Here is a 19,088-nt window from a genome sequence, read left to right as displayed (position 1 = left end):
CTTGCTCGCGATCGAACGCGAAGCGGTCGTTATTCGGCCGCTTCGTTGTGTCAGGGGTGTCGAGTTGCTCTTGCGTTTTTCGCGAGCAAGCTCGCTCCTACAGGGGACAGCGTAGAATGGGCGGTGTGTGTATTGAAAAGCATAGCGAGAGTGGATGTGAGCAAACGAGCCTATAACTTCTGCGCGGGTCCTGCTGCGCTGCCTGAAGCTGTCCTTTTGCGTGCCCAGTCCGAGCTGCTCGACTGGCACGGCAAGGGCTTGTCGGTCATGGAAATGAGCCATCGCAGCGATGAGTTCGTGTCCATCGCCACCAAGGCCGAGCAGGATCTGCGTGACCTGCTGGACATTCCCTCGAACTACAAGGTGCTGTTCCTGCAGGGCGGCGCCAGTCAGCAATTTGCCCAGGTGGCGTTGAACCTGCTGCCTGAAAGCGGCAAGGCCGACTACATCGAGACCGGTATCTGGTCGAAGAAAGCCATCGAGGAAGCCTCGCGTTTCGGTAACGTCAATGTTGCCGCGAGCGCCAAGCCCTATGACTATTTCGCCATTCCCGGCCAGAACGAGTGGAAGCTGTCGAAAGACGCGGCCTATGTTCACTATGTGTCGAACGAAACCATCGGTGGCCTGGAATTCGACTGGATTCCGGAAACCGGCGACGTACCGCTGGTGACCGACATGTCCTCGGACATCCTCTCGCGTCCGGTGGATATTTCCCGTTTCGGCATGATCTACGCCGGTGCGCAGAAGAACATCGGCCCGAGCGGCATCGTCGTCAATATCGTCCGCGAAGACCTGTTGGGTCGCGCCCGTTCGATCTGCCCGACCATGCTCGACTACAAGGTCGCGGCCGACAACGGCTCCATGTACAACACGCCGCCGACCCTGGCCTGGTATCTGTCGGGCCTGGTTTTCGAGTGGCTCAAGGAGCAAGGTGGTGTCGAAGCCATCGGCAAGCTCAACGAAATCAAGCAGCGCACGCTGTATGACTTCATCGACGCCAGCGGCTTGTACAGCAACCCGATCAACAAGACCAACCGCTCCTGGATGAACGTGCCGTTCCGCCTGGCCGACGACCGCCTGGACAAACCATTCCTGGCCGGCGCCGAAGAGCAGGGCCTGTTGAACCTCAAGGGCCACCGTTCGGTGGGTGGCATGCGCGCCTCCATTTACAACGCTGTCGACATCAACGCGGTGAACACGCTGGTGGCATACATGGCAGCGTTCGAGAAGGAACACGGCTAATGTCCGAGCAAGAACTCAAGGCACTGCGCCTGCGTATCGACAGCCTCGATGAGAAAGTTCTCGAACTGATCAGCGAGCGTGCACGCTGCGCCCAGGAAGTCGCGCGGGTAAAAATGGCCTCGCTGGCCGAAGGCGAAGTGCCGGTGTTCTATCGTCCCGAGCGTGAAGCTCAGGTGCTCAAGCGGGTCATGGAACGTAACCAGGGACCGCTGGGCAACGAAGAGATGGCGCGGCTGTTCCGCGAGATCATGTCTTCCTGTCTGGCCCTGGAGCAGCCGCTGAAAGTGGCTTACCTGGGCCCTGAAGGGACCTTCACCCAGGCCGCGGCGATGAAGCATTTCGGCCATGCGGTGATCAGCAAACCGATGGCGGCCATCGACGAAGTCTTCCGCGAAGTGGCGGCGGGTGCGGTGAATTTCGGTGTGGTGCCGGTGGAAAACTCCACCGAGGGTGCGGTCAACCACACCCTCGACAGTTTCCTCGAACACGACATGGTGATTTGCGGTGAAGTCGAGCTGCGTATTCACCACCATTTGCTGGTGGGCGAAAACACCAAGACCGACAGCATCAGCCGCATCTACTCCCACGCCCAGTCCCTGGCCCAGTGCCGCAAGTGGCTGGACGCCCACTATCCGAACGTCGAGCGCGTGGCGGTTTCGAGCAACGCCGAAGCGGCGAAGCGGGTCAAGGGTGAGTGGAATTCGGCGGCGATTGCCGGCGATATGGCGGCCGGCCTGTATGGCTTGACCCGCCTGGCGGAGAAAATCGAGGACCGTCCGGACAACTCCACGCGGTTCCTGATGATCGGCAGCCAGGAAGTCCCGCCTACCGGCGACGACAAGACTTCGATCATTGTTTCCATGAGCAACAAGCCTGGCGCGCTCCATGAGCTGCTGGTGCCGTTCCACGACAACGGGATTGACCTGACGCGTATCGAGACCCGGCCTTCGCGCAGTGGTAAATGGACGTATGTGTTCTTTATCGACTTCGTCGGCCATCACCGTGATCCGCTGGTCAAGGGTGTGCTGGAGAAGATCAGTCAGGAAGCCGTCGCCCTCAAGGTGCTGGGCTCCTACCCGAAAGCGGTTTTGTAAAGGCGTTGATCATGAGCGGTAACTTCCTCGCCCTGGCGCAGCCGGGCGTGCAACAACTGTCGCCTTACGTTCCGGGCAAGCCCGTGGACGAGCTGGCCCGTGAGCTGGATATCGATCCGGCGCGGATCATCAAGCTGGCGAGCAACGAAAATCCCCTGGGGGCCAGTCCCAAGGCCCTGGCGGCGATTCAGGATGCCTTGGCAGATCTGACCCGTTATCCCGATGGCAATGGTTTCGAACTCAAGCAGCGTCTGTCCGAGCTGTGCCGGGTGCAGGCCAGTCAGGTGACCCTGGGCAACGGTTCCAACGACATTCTCGAGCTGGTCGCCCGCGCCTATCTGGCGCCGGGGTTGAATGCGGTGTTCAGTGAGCACGCCTTTGCCATCTATCCCATCGTGACCCAGGCGGTGAACGCCGAGGCTCGTGTGGCGCCGGCCAAGGACTGGGGGCATGACCTGACGGCAATGCTCGCGGCCATCGATGAAAACACCCGTGTGGTGTTTATCGCCAACCCGAACAACCCGACCGGCACCTGGTTCGGCCCGCAGGCACTGGAGGCGTTTCTTGTCGCCGTGCCGCAGGATGTCCTGGTGGTGCTGGACGAGGCCTATATCGAGTATGCCGAGGGCGTCGATCTGCCGGATGGCTTGAACTACCTGGCGAGCTACCCGAACCTGCTGGTTTCGCGGACCTTCTCCAAGGCCTACGGCCTGGCGGCCTTGCGCGTCGGTTATGCGCTGTCGTCACCTGCCGTGGCGGACATCCTCAATCGTGTTCGCCAGCCGTTCAATGTCAACAGCCTGGCGCTGGTGGCGGCCCGTGCCGCCCTTGACGATGCCGAGTATGTCGCCCGCAGCCGGAGCTTGAACGAAGCCGGCATGCAGCAACTGGAAGAAGGTTTTCGCCAGTTGGGGTTGAGCTGGATTCCTTCAAAGGCGAACTTCATCGCGGTCGATGTCGGTCGTGAGGCCGGTCCGGTTTATCAAGGCTTGCTGCGTGAAGGCGTGATCGTGCGTCCGGTGGCCGGCTACGGCCTGCCGAAGCACCTACGGGTCAGCATTGGCCTGGCCAGTGAGAACAGTCGTTTGCTGGAGGCGCTGGCCAAGGTTCTGGCCCGTGGTTGATGTCATGTCGATGCAATCTGTAAAGCCTATGATCGGCCGCCTTGTGGTGGTAGGTCTGGGGTTGATCGGCGGATCCTTCGCCAAGGGCCTGCGGGAAAGCGGTCTGTGCCAGGAAGTGGTGGGCGTTGATCTTGATCCGCTCTCCCGTGAACTGGCCGTCGAGCTGGGTGTGGTCGATCGCTGCGAGGCTGACCTGGCGACGGCTTGCCAGGGCGCCGATGTGATTCAGCTGGCGGTGCCGATCCTGGCCATGGAGAAAATGCTTGGCCTGCTGGCGGGCATGGACCTGGGCCAGGCGATCCTTACGGATGTCGGCAGTGCCAAGGGTAATGTCGTGCGTGCCGCTGGTCGGGCCTTTGGCTGCATGCCATCGCGCTTTGTCCCGGGACACCCGATTGCCGGGTCCGAGCAGAGCGGTGTGCAGGCCTCCAACAGTGTGCTGTTCCGTCGCCACAAGGTGATCCTGACGCCGTTGGCCGAGACCGATCCGTCGGCGGTTGCGACGGTCGATGCGCTCTGGCGGGCCCTGGGTGCGGATGTCGAGCACATGCAGGTCGAGCGTCATGACGAAGTGCTGGCGGCAACCAGCCATCTGCCGCACCTGCTGGCCTTCGGCCTGGTGGATTCGTTGGCCAAGCGCAACGAGAACCTGGAGATTTTTCGCTACGCGGCGGGTGGTTTCCGTGATTTCACGCGGATAGCTGGCAGCGATCCGGTGATGTGGCACGATATCTTTCTGGCCAATCGGGAAGCGGTCCTGCGGGCGCTGGACACCTTTCGCGGTGACCTGGACGTCTTGCGCGATGCCGTCGATGCCGGGGATGGGCCGCAGTTGCTGGAGGTATTCCAGCGTGCGCAAGCGGCGCGCGAGCATTTCGGCAGAATTCTGGCTCGTCGGGCCCGCAAGGGTACCCAGAACGCCAATGATGATCACAAAGAGGCACGCTCGTGAATATTCAAGCTCCAGTTATCACCATTGACGGGCCGAGCGGTTCGGGCAAGGGCACGGTCGCCGGCATCCTGGCCAAGCGCCTGAACTGGTGCCTGCTGGATTCCGGCGCCCTTTATCGGCTGCTGGCGTTCGCCGCGCGCAACCATGGCGTCGACCTGACCAACGAAGAGCTCCTCAAGGCCCTGGCCGCTCATCTGGATGTGCAGTTCCTCGGCGCGACCAGTGAGCGTGCGGCGCGGATCATTCTTGAGGGCGACGATGTCACCGAAGATATCCGCAACGAGCAGGTCGGTGCCTGGGCTTCCCAGGTGGCGGCATTGCCGGCGGTGCGTGAAGCTTTGCTGCAGCGCCAGCGGGCGTTCCAGGAGCCTCCGGGGCTGGTGGCCGATGGCCGGGACATGGGCACGGTGGTGTTTCCCGATGCGCCGCTGAAGATTTTCTTGACGGCCAGCTCCGAGGAGCGTGCTCGTCGCCGGTACTTGCAGTTGAAGGCCAAGGGCGATGATGTTAGTCTGTCGAGTCTGCTAGATGAGATACGTGCACGTGATGAGCGTGACACCCAGCGAGCGGTAGCCCCGCTCAAGCCGGCGGCTGACGCCATACAGCTGGATTCCACGGAATTGTCCATCGAGCAGGTGCTGGAACGCATCATGAGCGAGATCGCCATTCGCGATATCGCCGGGTGACCAAGAGGTGTGCAGGGGACCAGTCATAGTCCTGCATGGCCTCTTTCATATGAACGTAACCCACACCGTCTGGGGTGTGGCAGATGGGCGTATTCTTCGCCCTTATCAACAGGAATTAAAATGAGCGAAAGCTTTGCGGAACTCTTTGAAGAGAGCTTGAAGACCCTTAATCTTCAGGCTGGTTCGATCATCACCGGTGTTATCGTTGATATCGATTACCAAGCTCGTTGGGTCACTGTCCACGCCGGTCTGAAGTCTGAAGCTCTGATCCCGCTGGAACAGTTCTACAACGATGCTGGCGAGCTGAACATCAACGTCGGTGACGAAGTTCACGTGGCGCTGGATTCGGTTGAAGATGGCTTTGGTGAAACCAAGCTGTCCCGTGAAAAAGCCAAGCGCGCTGAATGCTGGATCGTTCTGGAAGCAGCCTTCGCAGCCGAAGAAGTGGTCAAGGGCGTTATCAACGGTAAGGTTAAAGGCGGCTTCACTGTCGACGTTAACGGCATCCGTGCGTTCCTGCCAGGTTCTCTGGTTGACGTCCGTCCAGTGCGCGACACCACGCACCTGGAAGGCAAAGAGCTCGAGTTCAAGGTCATCAAGCTGGACCAGAAGCGCAACAACGTTGTCGTTTCCCGTCGCAGCGTCCTGGAAGCCGAGAACTCCGCCGAGCGCGAAGCTCTGCTGGAATCCTTGCAGGAAGGTCAGCAAGTCAAAGGTATCGTCAAGAACCTCACCGATTACGGCGCATTCGTCGATCTGGGTGGCGTCGATGGCCTGCTGCACATCACCGACATGGCTTGGAAGCGTATCAAGCACCCATCGGAAATCGTCAACGTTGGCGACGAGATCGATGTCAAGGTTCTGAAGTACGATCGCGAGCGCAATCGTGTTTCCCTGGGCCTGAAGCAACTGGGCGAAGATCCATGGGTTGCTATCAAAGCCCGTTACCCAGAAAGCACTCGCGTCACCGCTCGTGTTACCAACCTGACCGACTACGGCTGCTTCGCTGAGCTGGAAGAAGGCGTTGAAGGCCTGGTACACGTTTCCGAAATGGACTGGACCAACAAGAACATCCACCCTTCGAAAGTCGTACAAGTCGGCGACGAAGTGGAAGTTATGGTTCTGGACATCGACGAAGAGCGTCGTCGTATCTCCCTGGGCATCAAGCAGTGCAAGTCGAACCCATGGGAAGACTTCTCTGGCCAGTTCAACAAGGGCGACAAGATCTCCGGCACCATCAAGTCGATCACCGATTTCGGTATCTTCATTGGTCTGGACGGCGGCATCGACGGTCTGGTTCACCTGTCCGACATCTCCTGGAACGAAGTGGGCGAAGAAGCCGTACGTCGTTTCAAGAAGGGCGACGAGCTGGACACCGTTATCCTGTCGGTTGACCCAGAGCGCGAGCGCATCTCCCTGGGTATCAAGCAACTGGAAAGCGACCCGTTCTCCGAGTACGTCTCGGTTAACGACAAAGGCGCCATCGTTAAAGGCATCGTGAAAGAAGTTGACGCCAAAGGCGCCATCATCGTTCTGGCCGACGATATCGAAGCGACTCTGAAAGCCTCCGAAATCAGCCGTGACCGCGTTGAAGACGCGCGCAACGTTCTGAAAGAAGGCGAAGAAGTAGAAGCCAAGATCATCAGCGTTGACCGCAAGAGCCGCGTGATCCAGCTGTCGATCAAGTCGAAAGACGTTGAAGACGAAAAAGAAGCCATCCAGAGCCTGCGCGACAAGCCAGCTGCTTCGGATGCTCCAGTCGACACCACCCTCGGTGCTCTGCTGCGTGCACAGATGGAAAAACAGAACTAAGTTCTGTTGGACCATAGAAAAAGGGCGACTTCGGTCGCCCTTTTTTGTGCCCGCGATTTGACGTTCAAAGTCTGAAACGAATTCAGGGTAGCGGCGGTCTCATTTATCAGTGTAAAAACGTTTGTCGTCGGTATCGCGCGTTTGTGCTCCGTGAGCGGTTCAGGGAGCGCGCCAGTAAGGAGTGGAATGAGCAAGCTAATGGTTGTCCTCGCGTTGTTGTTACTCGCGGGGTGCGTTACCCAGGCTACGACTCACGTCAGGCGAGGCGTGAGTGGTATCGAGATCGATTGCTCGGGGCTAGGGGGGGATTGGGACAAGTGTTACCAGCGGGCGGCCCAGGAGTGCAAGGCTCAGGGCTATAAGATCGTCACCCGGTCCAGTGATGCCAAGGACGAGGGAGATGGATATCTTTTCGGCTGGAACCCAGCTGGGGCTGTTACTCGTACCATGCTGGTGATTTGTAATTAGGCGATCCCATTTCTTGTTTCTTCTGGGTGTAGATAAGTCAATAGATGGGCTGTTCAAAACCCTCCGCTCATGCTAAAACCTTCGAAGTACTTTCCTAGCTGCTTGAAAAAGAAGGGAAAAATATGACGAAGTCGGAGCTGATCGAACGAATTGTCACCCATCAGGGGCTGCTTTCATCCAAGGATGTGGAGCTGGCCATCAAGACTATGCTTGAGCAAATGTCCCAGTGCCTGGCAACCGGGGATCGGATCGAGATCCGTGGGTTCGGGAGCTTTTCGCTGCACTACCGCGCCCCGCGGGTTGGGCGCAACCCGAAGACCGGGCAGTCGGTGAGTCTGGATGGGAAATTTGTACCGCATTTCAAGCCGGGGAAGGAGCTGCGGGATCGGGTGAATGAAGAAGAAGACGATATTTGAATCGTGAGGGACGACTCATCTGTCCCGGCTGATTATTGATGATGTGCCCCCTGCTCTTCTTGGTCAATGCAAGGCCGAGGTGTTGAGTGTTTTTTGGTTGTCTTGTCCTGCCGCCCTTTGGTTATATTCAGCTCTGAGTATAGTTTGATGCTGGCGTTGCCCGTTGTGGCTTTCTTCTCGAATGCGTTTCTGTACAGGGGCGTACAAGCTGGTTGCTTGTTTTTTTTGCGGCCGTTCGATTGAGATTACTCTGAAATTTCCATTCTGTTTTCACGTTAGGGGTGAGGGCCCGCATCCTTCGCTTCGGCTGTCTGCGGTTTTTGTGTTTTCAATCGACTGTTTCCTGAGTGGTGCGTCAGGGAATGGGAGGGGTGGGCTGGCTTGGCTTGGCTTGGCTTGAACTGCAAGGTCACTTCAGGCAAGGTCTCTGCACAGGGATATTTTTTGCAGTATCCAATGAGGTGGGACGTTACCTGGTCATCGAAATGTATTGGTAAGCGACTCGGTGCGATGAAGATTTCAGTAAAATGGAGTCATCTCGCCACAACGGGCGTCGGATGGCGGAGTATGATGTCAGTTGGTATGACGAGCTACGTCGATTCGTTTGTATTTCAGTGCCTGTAGGGGCTCACGTTCTTGCCGGATTGACAAGGTTGTCGTGATTACAGGGGTAAGGAGCGCCCTTGCTGCGAGTTTTCGTTTTCAAAGGGCTCGCGGCTCTGTGTTGACCAGCCATCTTGGTGGGCTGCAAGAGACGAATTGATTTATTCAGCGCCACTATCGATTGAATGACTATCGAGTCGCGCGCATTGTTTTAGGGTCTAATATGTTCAGCGGAAAAACTCTTCTTATTACTGGTGGTACCGGTTCCTTCGGAAATGCCGTCCTCAAGCGCTTCCTCGACAGCCCAATCGCTGAAATCCGCATCTTCAGTCGCGACGAGAAGAAGCAGGATGACATGCGCAAGCTGTACTCCAACCCCAAGCTGAAGTTCTATATCGGCGATGTGCGCGACTATCAAAGCATTTTGAATGCTACGCGTGGTGTGGATTACATTTTTCACGCGGCGGCGCTGAAGCAGGTTCCTTCCTGCGAGTTTCATCCGATGGAAGCCGTGAAGACCAATGTCATCGGTACCGAGAATGTCCTGGAGGCGGCGATTCAGAATGCTGTGAAGCGTGTGGTCTGCCTGAGCACAGACAAGGCGGTTTACCCGATCAACGCGATGGGTATCTCCAAGGCGATGATGGAGAAAGTCATGGTTGCCAAGTCGCGTAATGTCGATGACAGCAAGACCGTCATCTGCGGTACCCGATACGGAAACGTGATGGCTTCGCGGGGGTCGGTAATCCCTCTGTTTATCGAGCAGATTCGCGCGAATAACGCGCTTACGCTGACTGATCCCAATATGACCCGTTTCATGATGACGCTGGCCGATGCCGTTGATTTGGTACTGTACGCTTTCGAGCATGGGCGCAACGGTGACCTGTTCGTACAGAAGGCGCCTGCCGCAACTGTCGAGACCTTGGCTCGGGCCCTTGTCCTCATGCTCGATAAGCCGGACCACCCTATTCAGGTCATTGGTACGCGTCACGGTGAGAAGCTTTACGAGGCGTTGCTCAGTCGCGAGGAAATGGCCTGTGCCGAGGATAAGGGGGAGTACTACCGCATTCCACCGGATCTGCGCGATCTGAACTACTCTAAATACGTCGAGCAAGGTGAAGAAAAAATCTCGCAGATGGACGATTATAATTCACACAATACCGAGCGGTTGAGTGTCGAAGGCATGCAGCAGCTATTGCTCAAGCTCGAGTTTATGCGGGCTATCAAGGGTGGTGAATACGCCACTCCAGAGGAGTGATCGATGAAGGTATTGATCACCGGCGCCAATGGTTTCGTAGGTAAGAATCTGGTTGCACAGCTGGGCGAGCGCAAGGACATCGAGATTATTTCTTTTACGCGTGACGATGATACTGCTCAGTTGTTGCCGTTGATGTCGCAGGTGGATTTCGTTTTCCATCTGGCGGGGGTAAATCGTCCGAAGTCACCAGAGGAGTTCAAGGTAGGCAATACCGACCTGACCTTGGCCCTGTGTGATGCATTAAAGGCCAGTGGGAAAAAGACGCCTGTGCTCTACACCTCTTCCAGCCAGGCGGAGCTGGATAATCCCTACGGTTGTAGCAAGCGGGCAGCCGAGCAGGTGTTGCTCGATTTGGAGGGCGCTCACGGCTCTCCCGTACACTTGTTCAGGCTCCCGAATGTGTTTGGTAAATGGGCTCGTCCGAATTATAACTCGGTGGTGGCTACTTTTTGTCACAATATCACCCGTGGCTTGCCTATACAGATTAATGATCGGCATACGCGTCTTGATCTTGTTTATATAGATGATGTGATCGGACACTTTATTGCGGTGATGGACGGTGACTTGTTTGGTTCACCTTATGTCGAAGTACGCCCCGATTATAATATTAGCGTTGGTGAATTGGCGGAGCAGTTGAATGCTTTTCGTGATAGCCGTAGTACGCTTATCAGTGAGCCGGTCGGAACGGGGCTGGTTCGAGCCTTGTATTCTACCTACGTAAGTTATTTACCGGTGGAAAGCTTCACGTATGAGGTACCTAAGTATGGTGACCCACGGGGTGTTTTCGTCGAGATGCTCAAGACTGGCGACAGCGGCCAATTCTCTTATTTCACGGCACATCCTGGTGTTACGCGTGGCGGTCATTATCACCATTCGAAAACTGAAAAGTTTTTAGTGATCAAGGGCGAAGCCCGTTTTCGTTTTCGTCATATTGTCTCCGAGGAATTTTACGAGCTGGTCACTACTGGTGAGCGCCCGCAAGTCGTCGAGACGGTGCCAGGCTGGACTCATGATATTACGAACGTCGGTGAGCATGAGATGATCGTGATGTTGTGGGCAAATGAAATTTTTGATCGTGAGCGCCCCGATACTTATGCGATGCCACTAGAGTCATCATTGTAGTATTCGGTGTCGGGGTGGAGTCGATAGCCGGTGATAGGCCAATTGTCAATGAGCCTGTCGAACCGCTCTGCGTTGTTAAAGGTTTTAATAGAGTTTTACGATGAAAAAACTTAAAATTGTTACGGTAGTTGGAACTCGGCCTGAAATCATTCGGCTTTCTCGCGTCATCGCCGAATTGGATCAGCATTGTGAGCATGTGCTGGTGCACACGGGGCAGAATTACGACTATGAATTGAATGAGATCTTCTTCCAGGATCTCGGTATTCGAAAGCCGGATCACTTTCTGAACGCTGCCGGTGCCAGTGGTGCGCAGACCATCGGCAACGTGATCATCGCTGTGGATCGCGTCCTCGAAGAAGAAAAACCGGAAGCGCTGCTGGTTTTGGGCGATACGAATAGCTGCATGGCTGTCATCCCCGCCAAGCGCCGCAAGATTCCTACTTTCCATATGGAAGCCGGTAATCGTTGTTTTGATATGCGTGTTCCTGAGGAAATCAATCGTCGGATAGTCGACCACACGGCTGATATAAACCTGACGTACAGCTCCATTGCTCGGGATTATCTGTTGCGCGAGGGGCTAGCGCCGGACATGACAATCAAGACCGGCAGCCCGATGTTCGAGGTGCTCAACCATTATCGGGGGGGGATCGAGTCTTCTGATGTTCTGGCTAGACTAGGGCTCGAAGCGGGTCAGTTTTTTGTGGTCAGTGCTCATCGTGAAGAGAACATCGACTCCGACAAAAACTTCCTCAAGCTGGTGGATGTGTTGAACACCGTGGCGGCTCACTACGACTTGCCGGTTATTGTCTCTACTCACCCGCGCACGCAGAAGCGAGTGGACGCGATGGGGGTGACCTTTCATGAGAACGTACGCCTGCTCAAGCCCCTGGGCTTCAAGGATTACAACAAGCTCCAACTAACGGCCAAGGCTGTGTTGTCCGATAGCGGCACTATCAATGAGGAGTCGTCGATCCTCAATTTCCCAGCGCTGAATATTCGTGAAGCCCACGAGCGTCCTGAAGGTATGGAGGAGGCTGCGGTCATGATGGTCGGGCTGGAAGTTGATCGTGCGTTGCAGGGTTTGCAGGTTCTGGAGAGCCAGCACCGGGGGGCAGAGCGGAGCTTGCGGCAAGTTGCTGATTACAGCATGCCCAACGTCGCGGAGAAGGTCGTGAGGATCATTCACAGCTACCGTGACTATGTCATGCGTACTGTCTGGAAGCAATACTGATTGAGTTCGCAGTTGATGGACAAAACACTGAAAGTTCTGGTAGTGACTCAATATTTCTGGCCGGAAAACATGCGCATCAACAGTATGGTCGAAGGCTTTGTCGCCAAAGGCCATGATGTGACTGTGTTAACCGGGGTTCCTAACTATCCGGAGGGGCGGGTCTACCTAGATTATAAAAAAGATCCCGAACAATTTTCCAGTTATTGTGGCGCCCAGGTTGTTCGGGTGCCCATGCTCATGCGTGGGCGTCATAGCATAACGTTGGTGCTTAACTACCTGTCTTTTTTTACCAGTGCTTCAGTGCTGGGGGCATACAAGCTGCGGGGCCAGAAGTTTGACGCTATCTTCGTGTATGCCGTGTCTCCTATCGTATCTGCCATTCCTGCATTGGTGATCGGCCATTTGAAGAAAATACCCGTGTTTATTTGGGTGCTTGATCTCTGGCCGGAAACACTAAGTGCTGTAGGCGTGGTAAAAAGCAAGCGATTGTTGGGTTTGGTTGGGCGATTGGTGTCCTGGATCTACAATCGTGCGGATTATCTGCTTTTACAGTCAAAATCATTTGGCGAAAATGTCAGAAAATACTGCACCAAAGACATTTCTCCGGAGCGACTTATTTATTTTCCCAGCTGGGCAGAAGATGAGTTTTCCACGAGAAACGATGCAGTTTCGGATCTTCTTAAACGAGATGATTCGATATTCACCATCGTTTTTGCGGGGAACATCGGAGAAGCTCAAGACTTCCCCTCTATTCTCGAGGCAATGCAGTCGATCAGGGATGAACTACCTGTTCGCTGGGTTATTGTCGGTGACGGGCGTGCCAGTGAATGGCTCGGTGGGCAAGTGGCTGAACGGGGTCTCACCAACGTGCTGCTGCTGGGACGACATCCTCTGGAGAAAATGCCGGCATTATTTGCGACAGCGGATGCTTTATTGGTGTCTTTGAAAACCAATGAAGTTTTTGAAAAAACCATCCCGGGGAAAGTACAAGCGTACCTGGCCTCCGGAAGGCCGGTGATTGCAATGATTGATGGTGAAGCCGCAAACGTTGTTCTTGAGTCCGGTGCGGGCATGGCTTGTCCCTCCGGTGACGCTCTCGGCCTCGCCAATATTGTGCGTTCGATGGCACAGCTTACGGCTGGGCAACGCATTAAAATGGGTGAGGCCGGCCGGAAATTCTATGTTGAAAACTTTTCAAAGGTGACCCTATTTGATCGCCTTGAGATGCTATTCCGAAAGAGCAGTCTGAGAAGGAACGACACGCCGTGAGCAAGGCCTTTTTAACCGGTGTATCCGGCTTTGTCGGGCGTGCATTGTATGATTGTCTATCTCCGGAGTTAGCCCATGACCTGACGGTAGCCTTACGCACGGTTGCACCGGAGGGTAGGAGTATCCGTCGAGCAGATATCCGTAATTGACGCAGATACTGACTGGAGCTGCGGTTTAGCCAGCTGTAATGTTATGTCCATGCGGCTCGCTTCAGGTTGATGCTGCTGGGGTGGGTACCGTCCGTTGCCGTGGACCAGGCTCTCGGTCGTGTGGCAAGGTGTTTTCTGAAGTGGCCTATAAGCAGTCGGTTATTTTTATTGCCCTTGGTTTTGTTACCATAGTGAGTGCTGCGGGCTCGAGAAAACCGATTTATCAGACAGCTACCGGTTTGGCAGGTTTTACAGGCAACCAACGAAAAATTGAAACAGTGGGGCGTGTGACGTGAGCTTGATCAAATGGATTGATTTCCCAAGTCTGGGTGATGAGAGAGGGGCATTGGTCGCTCTTGAAATCGGTATGGAAAAGGCGATACCTTTTGAAATTAAGCGTGTTTATTATATCTATCGAACGGCCGAAGGTGTTAGCCGTGGGTTCCACGCGCATCGTAATCTGAAACAAGTCGCCATTTGCGTTTCTGGAAAGTTTCGAATGGTGCTTGATGATGGTGTGGTCCGAGAAGAGGTCTGGATGGATAGCCCCACCCAAGGATTGTTGATCGAAAGCATGGTCTGGCGTGAGATGCATGACTTTAGCGACGACTGCATACTTCTGGTGCTGGCGAGTGAGCACTATGACGAGTCGGACTACATCAGGGCTTATGCTGATTTTGTCGCCACTGTGAAACAGACATAATACTTATGGATCTGGCCGTCGGTAGCTTTGAAAAAAATATCAGGTATCTGGACAAATGATTAGTTTTCTCGATTTGAAAAAAATAAATGCGGCGATGCGCGATGAATTGATTGAATCGTGCACTCGCGTTATTGATTCGGGTTGGTACATTGGTGGGCAAGAACTTTCAACTTTCGAAGCGCAATTTTCCGCCTATAGCGGCAGCCAGCATTGCATAGGTGTTGCCAATGGTCTCGATGCGCTGAACCTGACTCTGCGTGCCTGGAAGGAGTTGGGGAAACTCAAGGACGGCGATGAAGTTATTGTGCCGGCCAATACCTACATCGCAAGTATTCTTGCCATCACTGAAAATCGTTTGGTGCCGGTCTTGGTCGAGCCCGAGGCAACGAGTTATAATCTATGCCCTGTTAACACGGAGGCTGCCATTACCGCTAATACCCGTGTCATCATGCCAGTCCATTTGTATGGTCAATTATCCAACATGACAGCATTGATGGCTCTGGCGGAACGCCACAATCTTCTGGTCTTGGAAGATTCGGCGCAGGCTCATGGCGCGAGCCACGAGGGGCGTAGAGCCGGTAGTTGGGGAAATGCCTCGGGCTTCAGCTTCTACCCGGGAAAAAATCTGGGTGCCCTTGGCGATGCAGGAGCGATCACCACGAATGATGACGAACTGGCGAAAACGCTGCGTGCATTGCGTAACTATGGCTCTCACGAAAAATATAAAAACCTTTATCAGGGGGTAAACAGTCGTCTCGATGAGATCCAGGCCGCCATGTTGAGCGTTAAACTCAAGTATCTGGATCGGCAGACAGAACAGCGTCGGAAAGTTGCCCAGCTGTATATGGACGGCATCAACAACCCGGCGATCACCCTGCCTTTGGCAGCTGGCGTTTCCGCGCTGTCGTTGGACAGCCATGTGTGGCACCTATTCGTTATTCGTTGCCAGCAACGTGATGCCCTGCAGCAGTACTTGGCCGAGCAAGGTATTCAGACAATTATTCACTATCCTGTTCCACCTCATCAGCAACAGGCCTACAAAGAATGGAACGGCCAACACTATCCGCTGACCGAGACTATCCATCGCGAAGTCTTGAGCTTGCCGATGAGCCCTGATATGACCGTGTCTGAAGTCGAAATGGTCATTACAGCTGTGAATGATTTCTCCTGTGAAGAGTGAGTCGATGATTCAGTTGTTAGGTCGTCTTTGGGGGTGTTTTACACTCAAAAGAAAGCTGCAATTTTTTGTATTAATGGGGCTGATGGTAGTCGCATCATTTGCAGAAATATTGAGCATTGGGGCGATCATCCCATTTTTGGCGGTTTTGATTAATCCAGAAAAAATTCTGAATCAGCCATTGGTGGGTGGAATTTTTGAAAGGTTCGATATAGTTTCTGCCAACGGATTGCTGTTGCCACTGACAGTTGTTTTTGCGTTGGCGGCAATTTTTTCTGGTGTCAGCCGTTTTGTACTGATGTGGTCGCAGAATAGGTTGAGCTCATCGGTCGGCGGAGATTTGTCGGGCGATATATATAAGACAATTATCTATCAGCCCTACAGTAAGCATATATCCAGGAATAGCAGTGAAGTTATAACAGCTATATTCAATAAAGTTGATACGGTCGTTCGTGAGTTTCTGTTTCCGGTTTTGACCATTGTCAGTTCGATTTTTATGATGTTGGCGATACTGATTATTGTTCTTTTTATTGAGCCGGTGGGGGCATTTCTTGCGTTTTCAAGTTTTGCCGGAATTTATCTGTCGGTTGTTCTGGTGACAAGGAAGCAACTGAAAAAAGACAGCTACGAGGTGAGTGCAAGTTCTGATCGGTTGCTCAAACTATTGAGCGAAAGCCTTGAGGGGATTCGTGATGTCATTATTGACTCTTCTCAAAAAACCTATCGGAAAGATTTTGATAGTGCCGATTACAAACTGCGTCGAGCCAAAGCCAATATCCAGATCATCGCGAACTCACCACGATTCGCTATAGAATCATTTGGTATGTTGATGGTGGCTGTTTTTGCGTACTGCCTTGCGCAATTGCCTGGAGGGTTACTCGCTTCGATCCCTATGTTGGGAGCGTTGGCACTCGCGGCGCAACGTCTGCTGCCGGTACTACAGCAGTCCTACGCCGCGTGGGCCTGTATCAGCGGTGCACAGGACTCCTTGCGAGATGTGCTTGACCTTCTTCCAGAGGGGAATGACCAAACTGAAATGGAGGTGTCACGAGCCCCCCTGGATTTCAACGAGGACCTGTCGTTGGATTCCGTGTCGTATCGTTATGGCAGCAATGCCCCTTGGGTATTGGAAAATGTCAGCTTGCGTATTCCCAAAGGCAGTCGAATTGGTCTGATGGGCGCGACGGGCAGTGGTAAAAGTACGTTAATTGATATTTTGATGGGGCTGTTAACGCCGACAGAGGGCGGTTTCTCTGTCGATGGAGTTGAGATAAACACAGCCAACAGTCGAAACTGGCAGGGGAATATTGCCCACGTACCACAACAGATATTCTTATCTGATGCCTCTGTCGCTGAAAATATTGCTTTTGGGGTGCCTTACGAGGACATAGACTTCGGTCGCGTTCGACGTGCGGCAGCAAGGGCTCAGATGTCTGACGTGATCGAGTCTTGGTCTGGCGGCTATGAAACGCCGGTTGGAGAGCGAGGTGTTTTTCTGTCAGGTGGGCAGCGCCAGCGTATAGCAATCGCTCGGGCGTTTTATAAAGAGGCCAAGGTTATTATCTTGGATGAAGCGACCAGTGCACTGGATAGTAAAACTGAACTGGAAGTCATGCGTGCTGTCGAGGCATTAGGTGGTGATATAACGCTTATTGTCATTGCGCACCGACTGAACACCTTGAGGTCGTGTGACACTGTCATCGAAGTTGAAGGCGGCGTGATAGTAAAGTGCGGGTCTTACGAGGCGGTGTGCGGTATTGCTGATTAGTTTTTGTACCTTTGAGAGTCGATTGGATAATGGTGGAGAGGGTATGATTGATAGTGTTGATTTGGTGAGTGGGGCAGACTGCACTATCATTATTAATTCGTGTGATAGTTACGAAGATGTTTGGCTTCCTTTTTTTTATGCGTTTAAAGAAATGTGGCCTAATTGCCCGTGTCGCATAATTTTAAACACAGAGTGTAAGACTTTTGATTTCGATGGACTTCAGCTACGGACCTTGAATTTAGACGCGGCAGACGCTGTAAAGCCTTGGGGTTGGCGTCTGCGCAAAGCCTTGTCATTGGTTGAGACAAAGTTTGTCATTACATTGTTTGACGACTTTCTTCTGGAGGCGCCTGTCAATCAGCTTAAGATAGCTGATTGTATTCGTCATATGAAAGAACATTCTGCTGTTGCCGTTTGTTATTTTAGTCATATACCGGGTGTCAACAAGGACGATGGATCGCTTGATGGCTTTGAGGTGGTCGGAAGCCGGAATGATTATAGATTGAATTCCGCTCCTGCTATTTGGAGAACCCAGCGACTTATCGATTTTACGGGAGAGTTGGACTCACCGTGGGCATGGGAATTTTTTGGTAGTGCGCGGACCTATACTGGGAATGAGTTATTTTATTGTGCTCAGGCAGATAGGGAAAACACGTTTGTCTATAATTATATGCTGGGAGGTGCCATCCGCCGAGGAAAATGGGTCTTGAGTGTGATTGCGCCGATTCTGGATAAGTACCGTCTGGGTATTGATCTTTCCCAGAGAGGTATTGCCAGTGAGTCATTGTCAGATGGAAAATACAGCTTAAGATGGAAGATTGATTTTTTTATATTGGGTTTCAAAATGGTGGGATTTAAAGCTTTTATTTTTTTGTATAGGGTTTTGTTGAAGAAAATAATAAAAGGTATCGCGCGTGATTAAAAATAAATTTACGTTTGCTGTTTTGACGTTTAATCATGAGCTGTATATTGTCGAGCACCTTGAAAGTATAAGGTTCTTGATTGAAAGTTATGGTGATGATTACGATTTTCATTTGATTGTTGCTGATGACGGTTCCCGGGATCAGACGGTTGCTCTGGTCAACCGTTGGTTGTCAGTTTACGGTGGCTTGTTTAGTCACACCCAGGTTTTGGCTGACGGTACGAATAATGGTACGTGTTTTAACTATATTCGTATCTGGCCTCTGGTTGAGGGCGAGCGATTTAAGATAACCGCGGGTGATGATGTGTACTCGTGTTTAAATATCTTTGAAGAAGTTGAGCGACTGAAGTCGAATGATTTTTTTTCTGGCTTGCCGCTGCTATTGATTGATGAAGAAGTTCTCGGCTCAAGATCAACGATTTTTCATATTCTGGCGACAGACATTATTTATAAAGATAAGCCCTTTATGGCTCGTCTGAAAAATATCAGTAGCATCAATACGCCTAATTTATTTTGTAATAAGAAGTTTTTGTTGAATAATGAGCTTTCGAATTATATTAGAAGTTATAGCGTTACTGAAGATTTTCCGATGATGGTGAAAGTAGCCGAAATTTATCGGGATGTTAGCTTTTATCAATCGCGTGATGTATACGTTTATTATCGTCGTACCTCGGGTTCGACTTACCTGGTTAGGGGGTCGGATTTTGATTTGGATAAGTTGAAGGTTTTTGAGCATATGCTTTCGCTGGAGCGGGGGTGGATGGGGCGGTTGCTTTTGAAAAATAGAATTTATTGTTATAAGCTTGATAATAAATTTCTTAAGATCTTTTTGAATGCAAATTATGCTACGTATATTTTCAGGCTGCTTGCGAATGCGCTCCCTGTTCTACGTGCTGTATTGAGCCTTCAAGTGGATTTGCAGAAGCATAAGGCTCATTTCAAGTTGATAAACGATAGGGCGAGGTTTTTTCTGGTTGAGAATACTGAGGCGCGGGCTAAATAATTAGCCCGCTATAACCGATCCTGATCATTGACTGCTGACAGGGCTGCCACTAGCCGACTTTAACGGCGCCAGGATCGATACGGTACAAC

Annotated in this window: 17 protein-coding genes and 1 pseudogene; all 18 read left to right on the top strand. The window is 52.9% G+C overall.

The annotated features are described in order from the left end of the window. Positions 1-156 precede the first annotated feature (156 nt). The 18 genes and pseudogenes from serC to HX866_RS14905 all read left to right on the top strand — a co-directional run bounded on the left by serC (position 157) and on the right by HX866_RS14905 (position 18,999). A complete protein-coding gene (gene serC, locus HX866_RS14985) occupies positions 157-1,242 on the top strand; it encodes a 3-phosphoserine/phosphohydroxythreonine transaminase (protein ID WP_100939218.1) in 1,086 nt (361 codons plus the stop codon). After that, on the top strand, positions 1,242-2,336 hold the full coding sequence (gene pheA / locus HX866_RS14980) for a prephenate dehydratase (RefSeq protein ID WP_017129662.1): 1,095 nt from the start codon (positions 1,242-1,244) through the stop codon (positions 2,334-2,336). The genes serC and pheA overlap by 1 nt, the downstream gene beginning before the upstream one ends. An 11-nt stretch (positions 2,337-2,347) precedes the next feature. Further along, positions 2,348-3,460: a histidinol-phosphate transaminase gene (gene hisC / locus HX866_RS14975; protein WP_177092507.1), complete on the top strand. Its 1,113-nt coding sequence runs from the start codon at positions 2,348-2,350 to the stop codon at positions 3,458-3,460. Continuing rightward, positions 3,453-4,388: pseudogene (locus tag HX866_RS14970) on the top strand (prephenate dehydrogenase/arogenate dehydrogenase family protein); the annotation flags it as partial. The gene hisC and the pseudogene HX866_RS14970, both read left to right, overlap by 8 nt. Before the next feature lie 20 nt (positions 4,389-4,408). After that, positions 4,409-5,098 carry a (d)CMP kinase gene (cmk, locus tag HX866_RS14965; RefSeq protein WP_177092505.1) on the top strand — a complete coding sequence of 230 codons (690 nt, stop codon included), beginning with the start codon at positions 4,409-4,411 and terminating at the stop codon, positions 5,096-5,098. Between the two features lie 120 nt (positions 5,099-5,218). Next, complete coding sequence (rpsA, locus tag HX866_RS14960) at positions 5,219-6,910, top strand: 30S ribosomal protein S1 (protein WP_100939090.1); 1,692 nt, start codon at positions 5,219-5,221, stop codon at positions 6,908-6,910. 186 nt (positions 6,911-7,096) lie between these two features. Beyond that, positions 7,097-7,378: a hypothetical protein gene (locus tag HX866_RS34355; RefSeq protein ID WP_256344926.1), complete on the top strand. Its 282-nt coding sequence runs from the start codon at positions 7,097-7,099 to the stop codon at positions 7,376-7,378. A 122-nt stretch (positions 7,379-7,500) separates the two neighbouring features. Then, a complete protein-coding gene (ihfB, locus tag HX866_RS14955; RefSeq protein WP_177092504.1) occupies positions 7,501-7,794 on the top strand; it encodes an integration host factor subunit beta in 294 nt (97 codons plus the stop codon). 826 nt (positions 7,795-8,620) lie between these two features. Next, the gene (locus HX866_RS14950; protein ID WP_177092503.1) at positions 8,621-9,655 is read left to right on the top strand and encodes a polysaccharide biosynthesis protein; all 1,035 of its coding nucleotides are present in this window, start codon (positions 8,621-8,623) and stop codon (positions 9,653-9,655) included. A gap of 3 nt (positions 9,656-9,658) precedes the next feature. Continuing rightward, positions 9,659-10,777, top strand: a complete 1,119-nt coding sequence (gene wbjC / locus HX866_RS14945; protein ID WP_177140049.1) for a UDP-2-acetamido-2,6-beta-L-arabino-hexul-4-ose reductase — start codon at positions 9,659-9,661, stop codon at positions 10,775-10,777. Positions 10,778-10,877: 100 nt separating this feature from the next. After that, positions 10,878-12,008: a non-hydrolyzing UDP-N-acetylglucosamine 2-epimerase gene (gene wecB, locus HX866_RS14940; protein ID WP_177140048.1), complete on the top strand. Its 1,131-nt coding sequence runs from the start codon at positions 10,878-10,880 to the stop codon at positions 12,006-12,008. A 15-nt stretch (positions 12,009-12,023) separates the two neighbouring features. Further along, complete coding sequence (locus HX866_RS14935; RefSeq protein ID WP_177092500.1) at positions 12,024-13,277, top strand: glycosyltransferase family 4 protein; 1,254 nt, start codon at positions 12,024-12,026, stop codon at positions 13,275-13,277. Between the two features lie 289 nt (positions 13,278-13,566). Next, complete coding sequence (locus tag HX866_RS14930) at positions 13,567-13,722, top strand: hypothetical protein (RefSeq protein ID WP_177092499.1); 156 nt, start codon at positions 13,567-13,569, stop codon at positions 13,720-13,722. After that, on the top strand, positions 13,719-14,129 hold the full coding sequence (locus HX866_RS14925) for a sugar 3,4-ketoisomerase (protein ID WP_177092498.1): 411 nt from the start codon (positions 13,719-13,721) through the stop codon (positions 14,127-14,129). The genes HX866_RS14930 and HX866_RS14925 overlap by 4 nt, the downstream gene beginning before the upstream one ends. 55 nt (positions 14,130-14,184) lie before the next feature. Further along, the gene (locus HX866_RS14920; protein WP_177092497.1) at positions 14,185-15,309 is read left to right on the top strand and encodes a DegT/DnrJ/EryC1/StrS family aminotransferase; all 1,125 of its coding nucleotides are present in this window, start codon (positions 14,185-14,187) and stop codon (positions 15,307-15,309) included. 4 nt (positions 15,310-15,313) lie between these two features. After that, positions 15,314-17,074 carry an ABC transporter ATP-binding protein gene (locus HX866_RS14915; protein WP_218179699.1) on the top strand — a complete coding sequence of 587 codons (1,761 nt, stop codon included), beginning with the start codon at positions 15,314-15,316 and terminating at the stop codon, positions 17,072-17,074. A 43-nt stretch (positions 17,075-17,117) separates the two neighbouring features. Then, complete coding sequence (locus HX866_RS14910; RefSeq protein ID WP_177092496.1) at positions 17,118-17,996, top strand: hypothetical protein; 879 nt, start codon at positions 17,118-17,120, stop codon at positions 17,994-17,996. Further along, a complete protein-coding gene (locus tag HX866_RS14905) occupies positions 17,989-18,999 on the top strand; it encodes a glycosyltransferase family A protein (RefSeq protein WP_177092495.1) in 1,011 nt (336 codons plus the stop codon). Before HX866_RS14910 ends, HX866_RS14905 begins: the two co-directional genes overlap by 8 nt. The last annotated feature ends 89 nt before the right edge of the window (positions 19,000-19,088 follow it).

The sequence above is a fragment of the Pseudomonas gingeri genome (assembly GCF_013386165.1).
Lineage (GTDB): Bacteria > Pseudomonadota > Gammaproteobacteria > Pseudomonadales > Pseudomonadaceae > Aquipseudomonas > Aquipseudomonas gingeri_C.
Note: the sequence above shows the minus strand (reverse complement) of the source record. Positions and strands in the feature narration are given on the sequence as shown.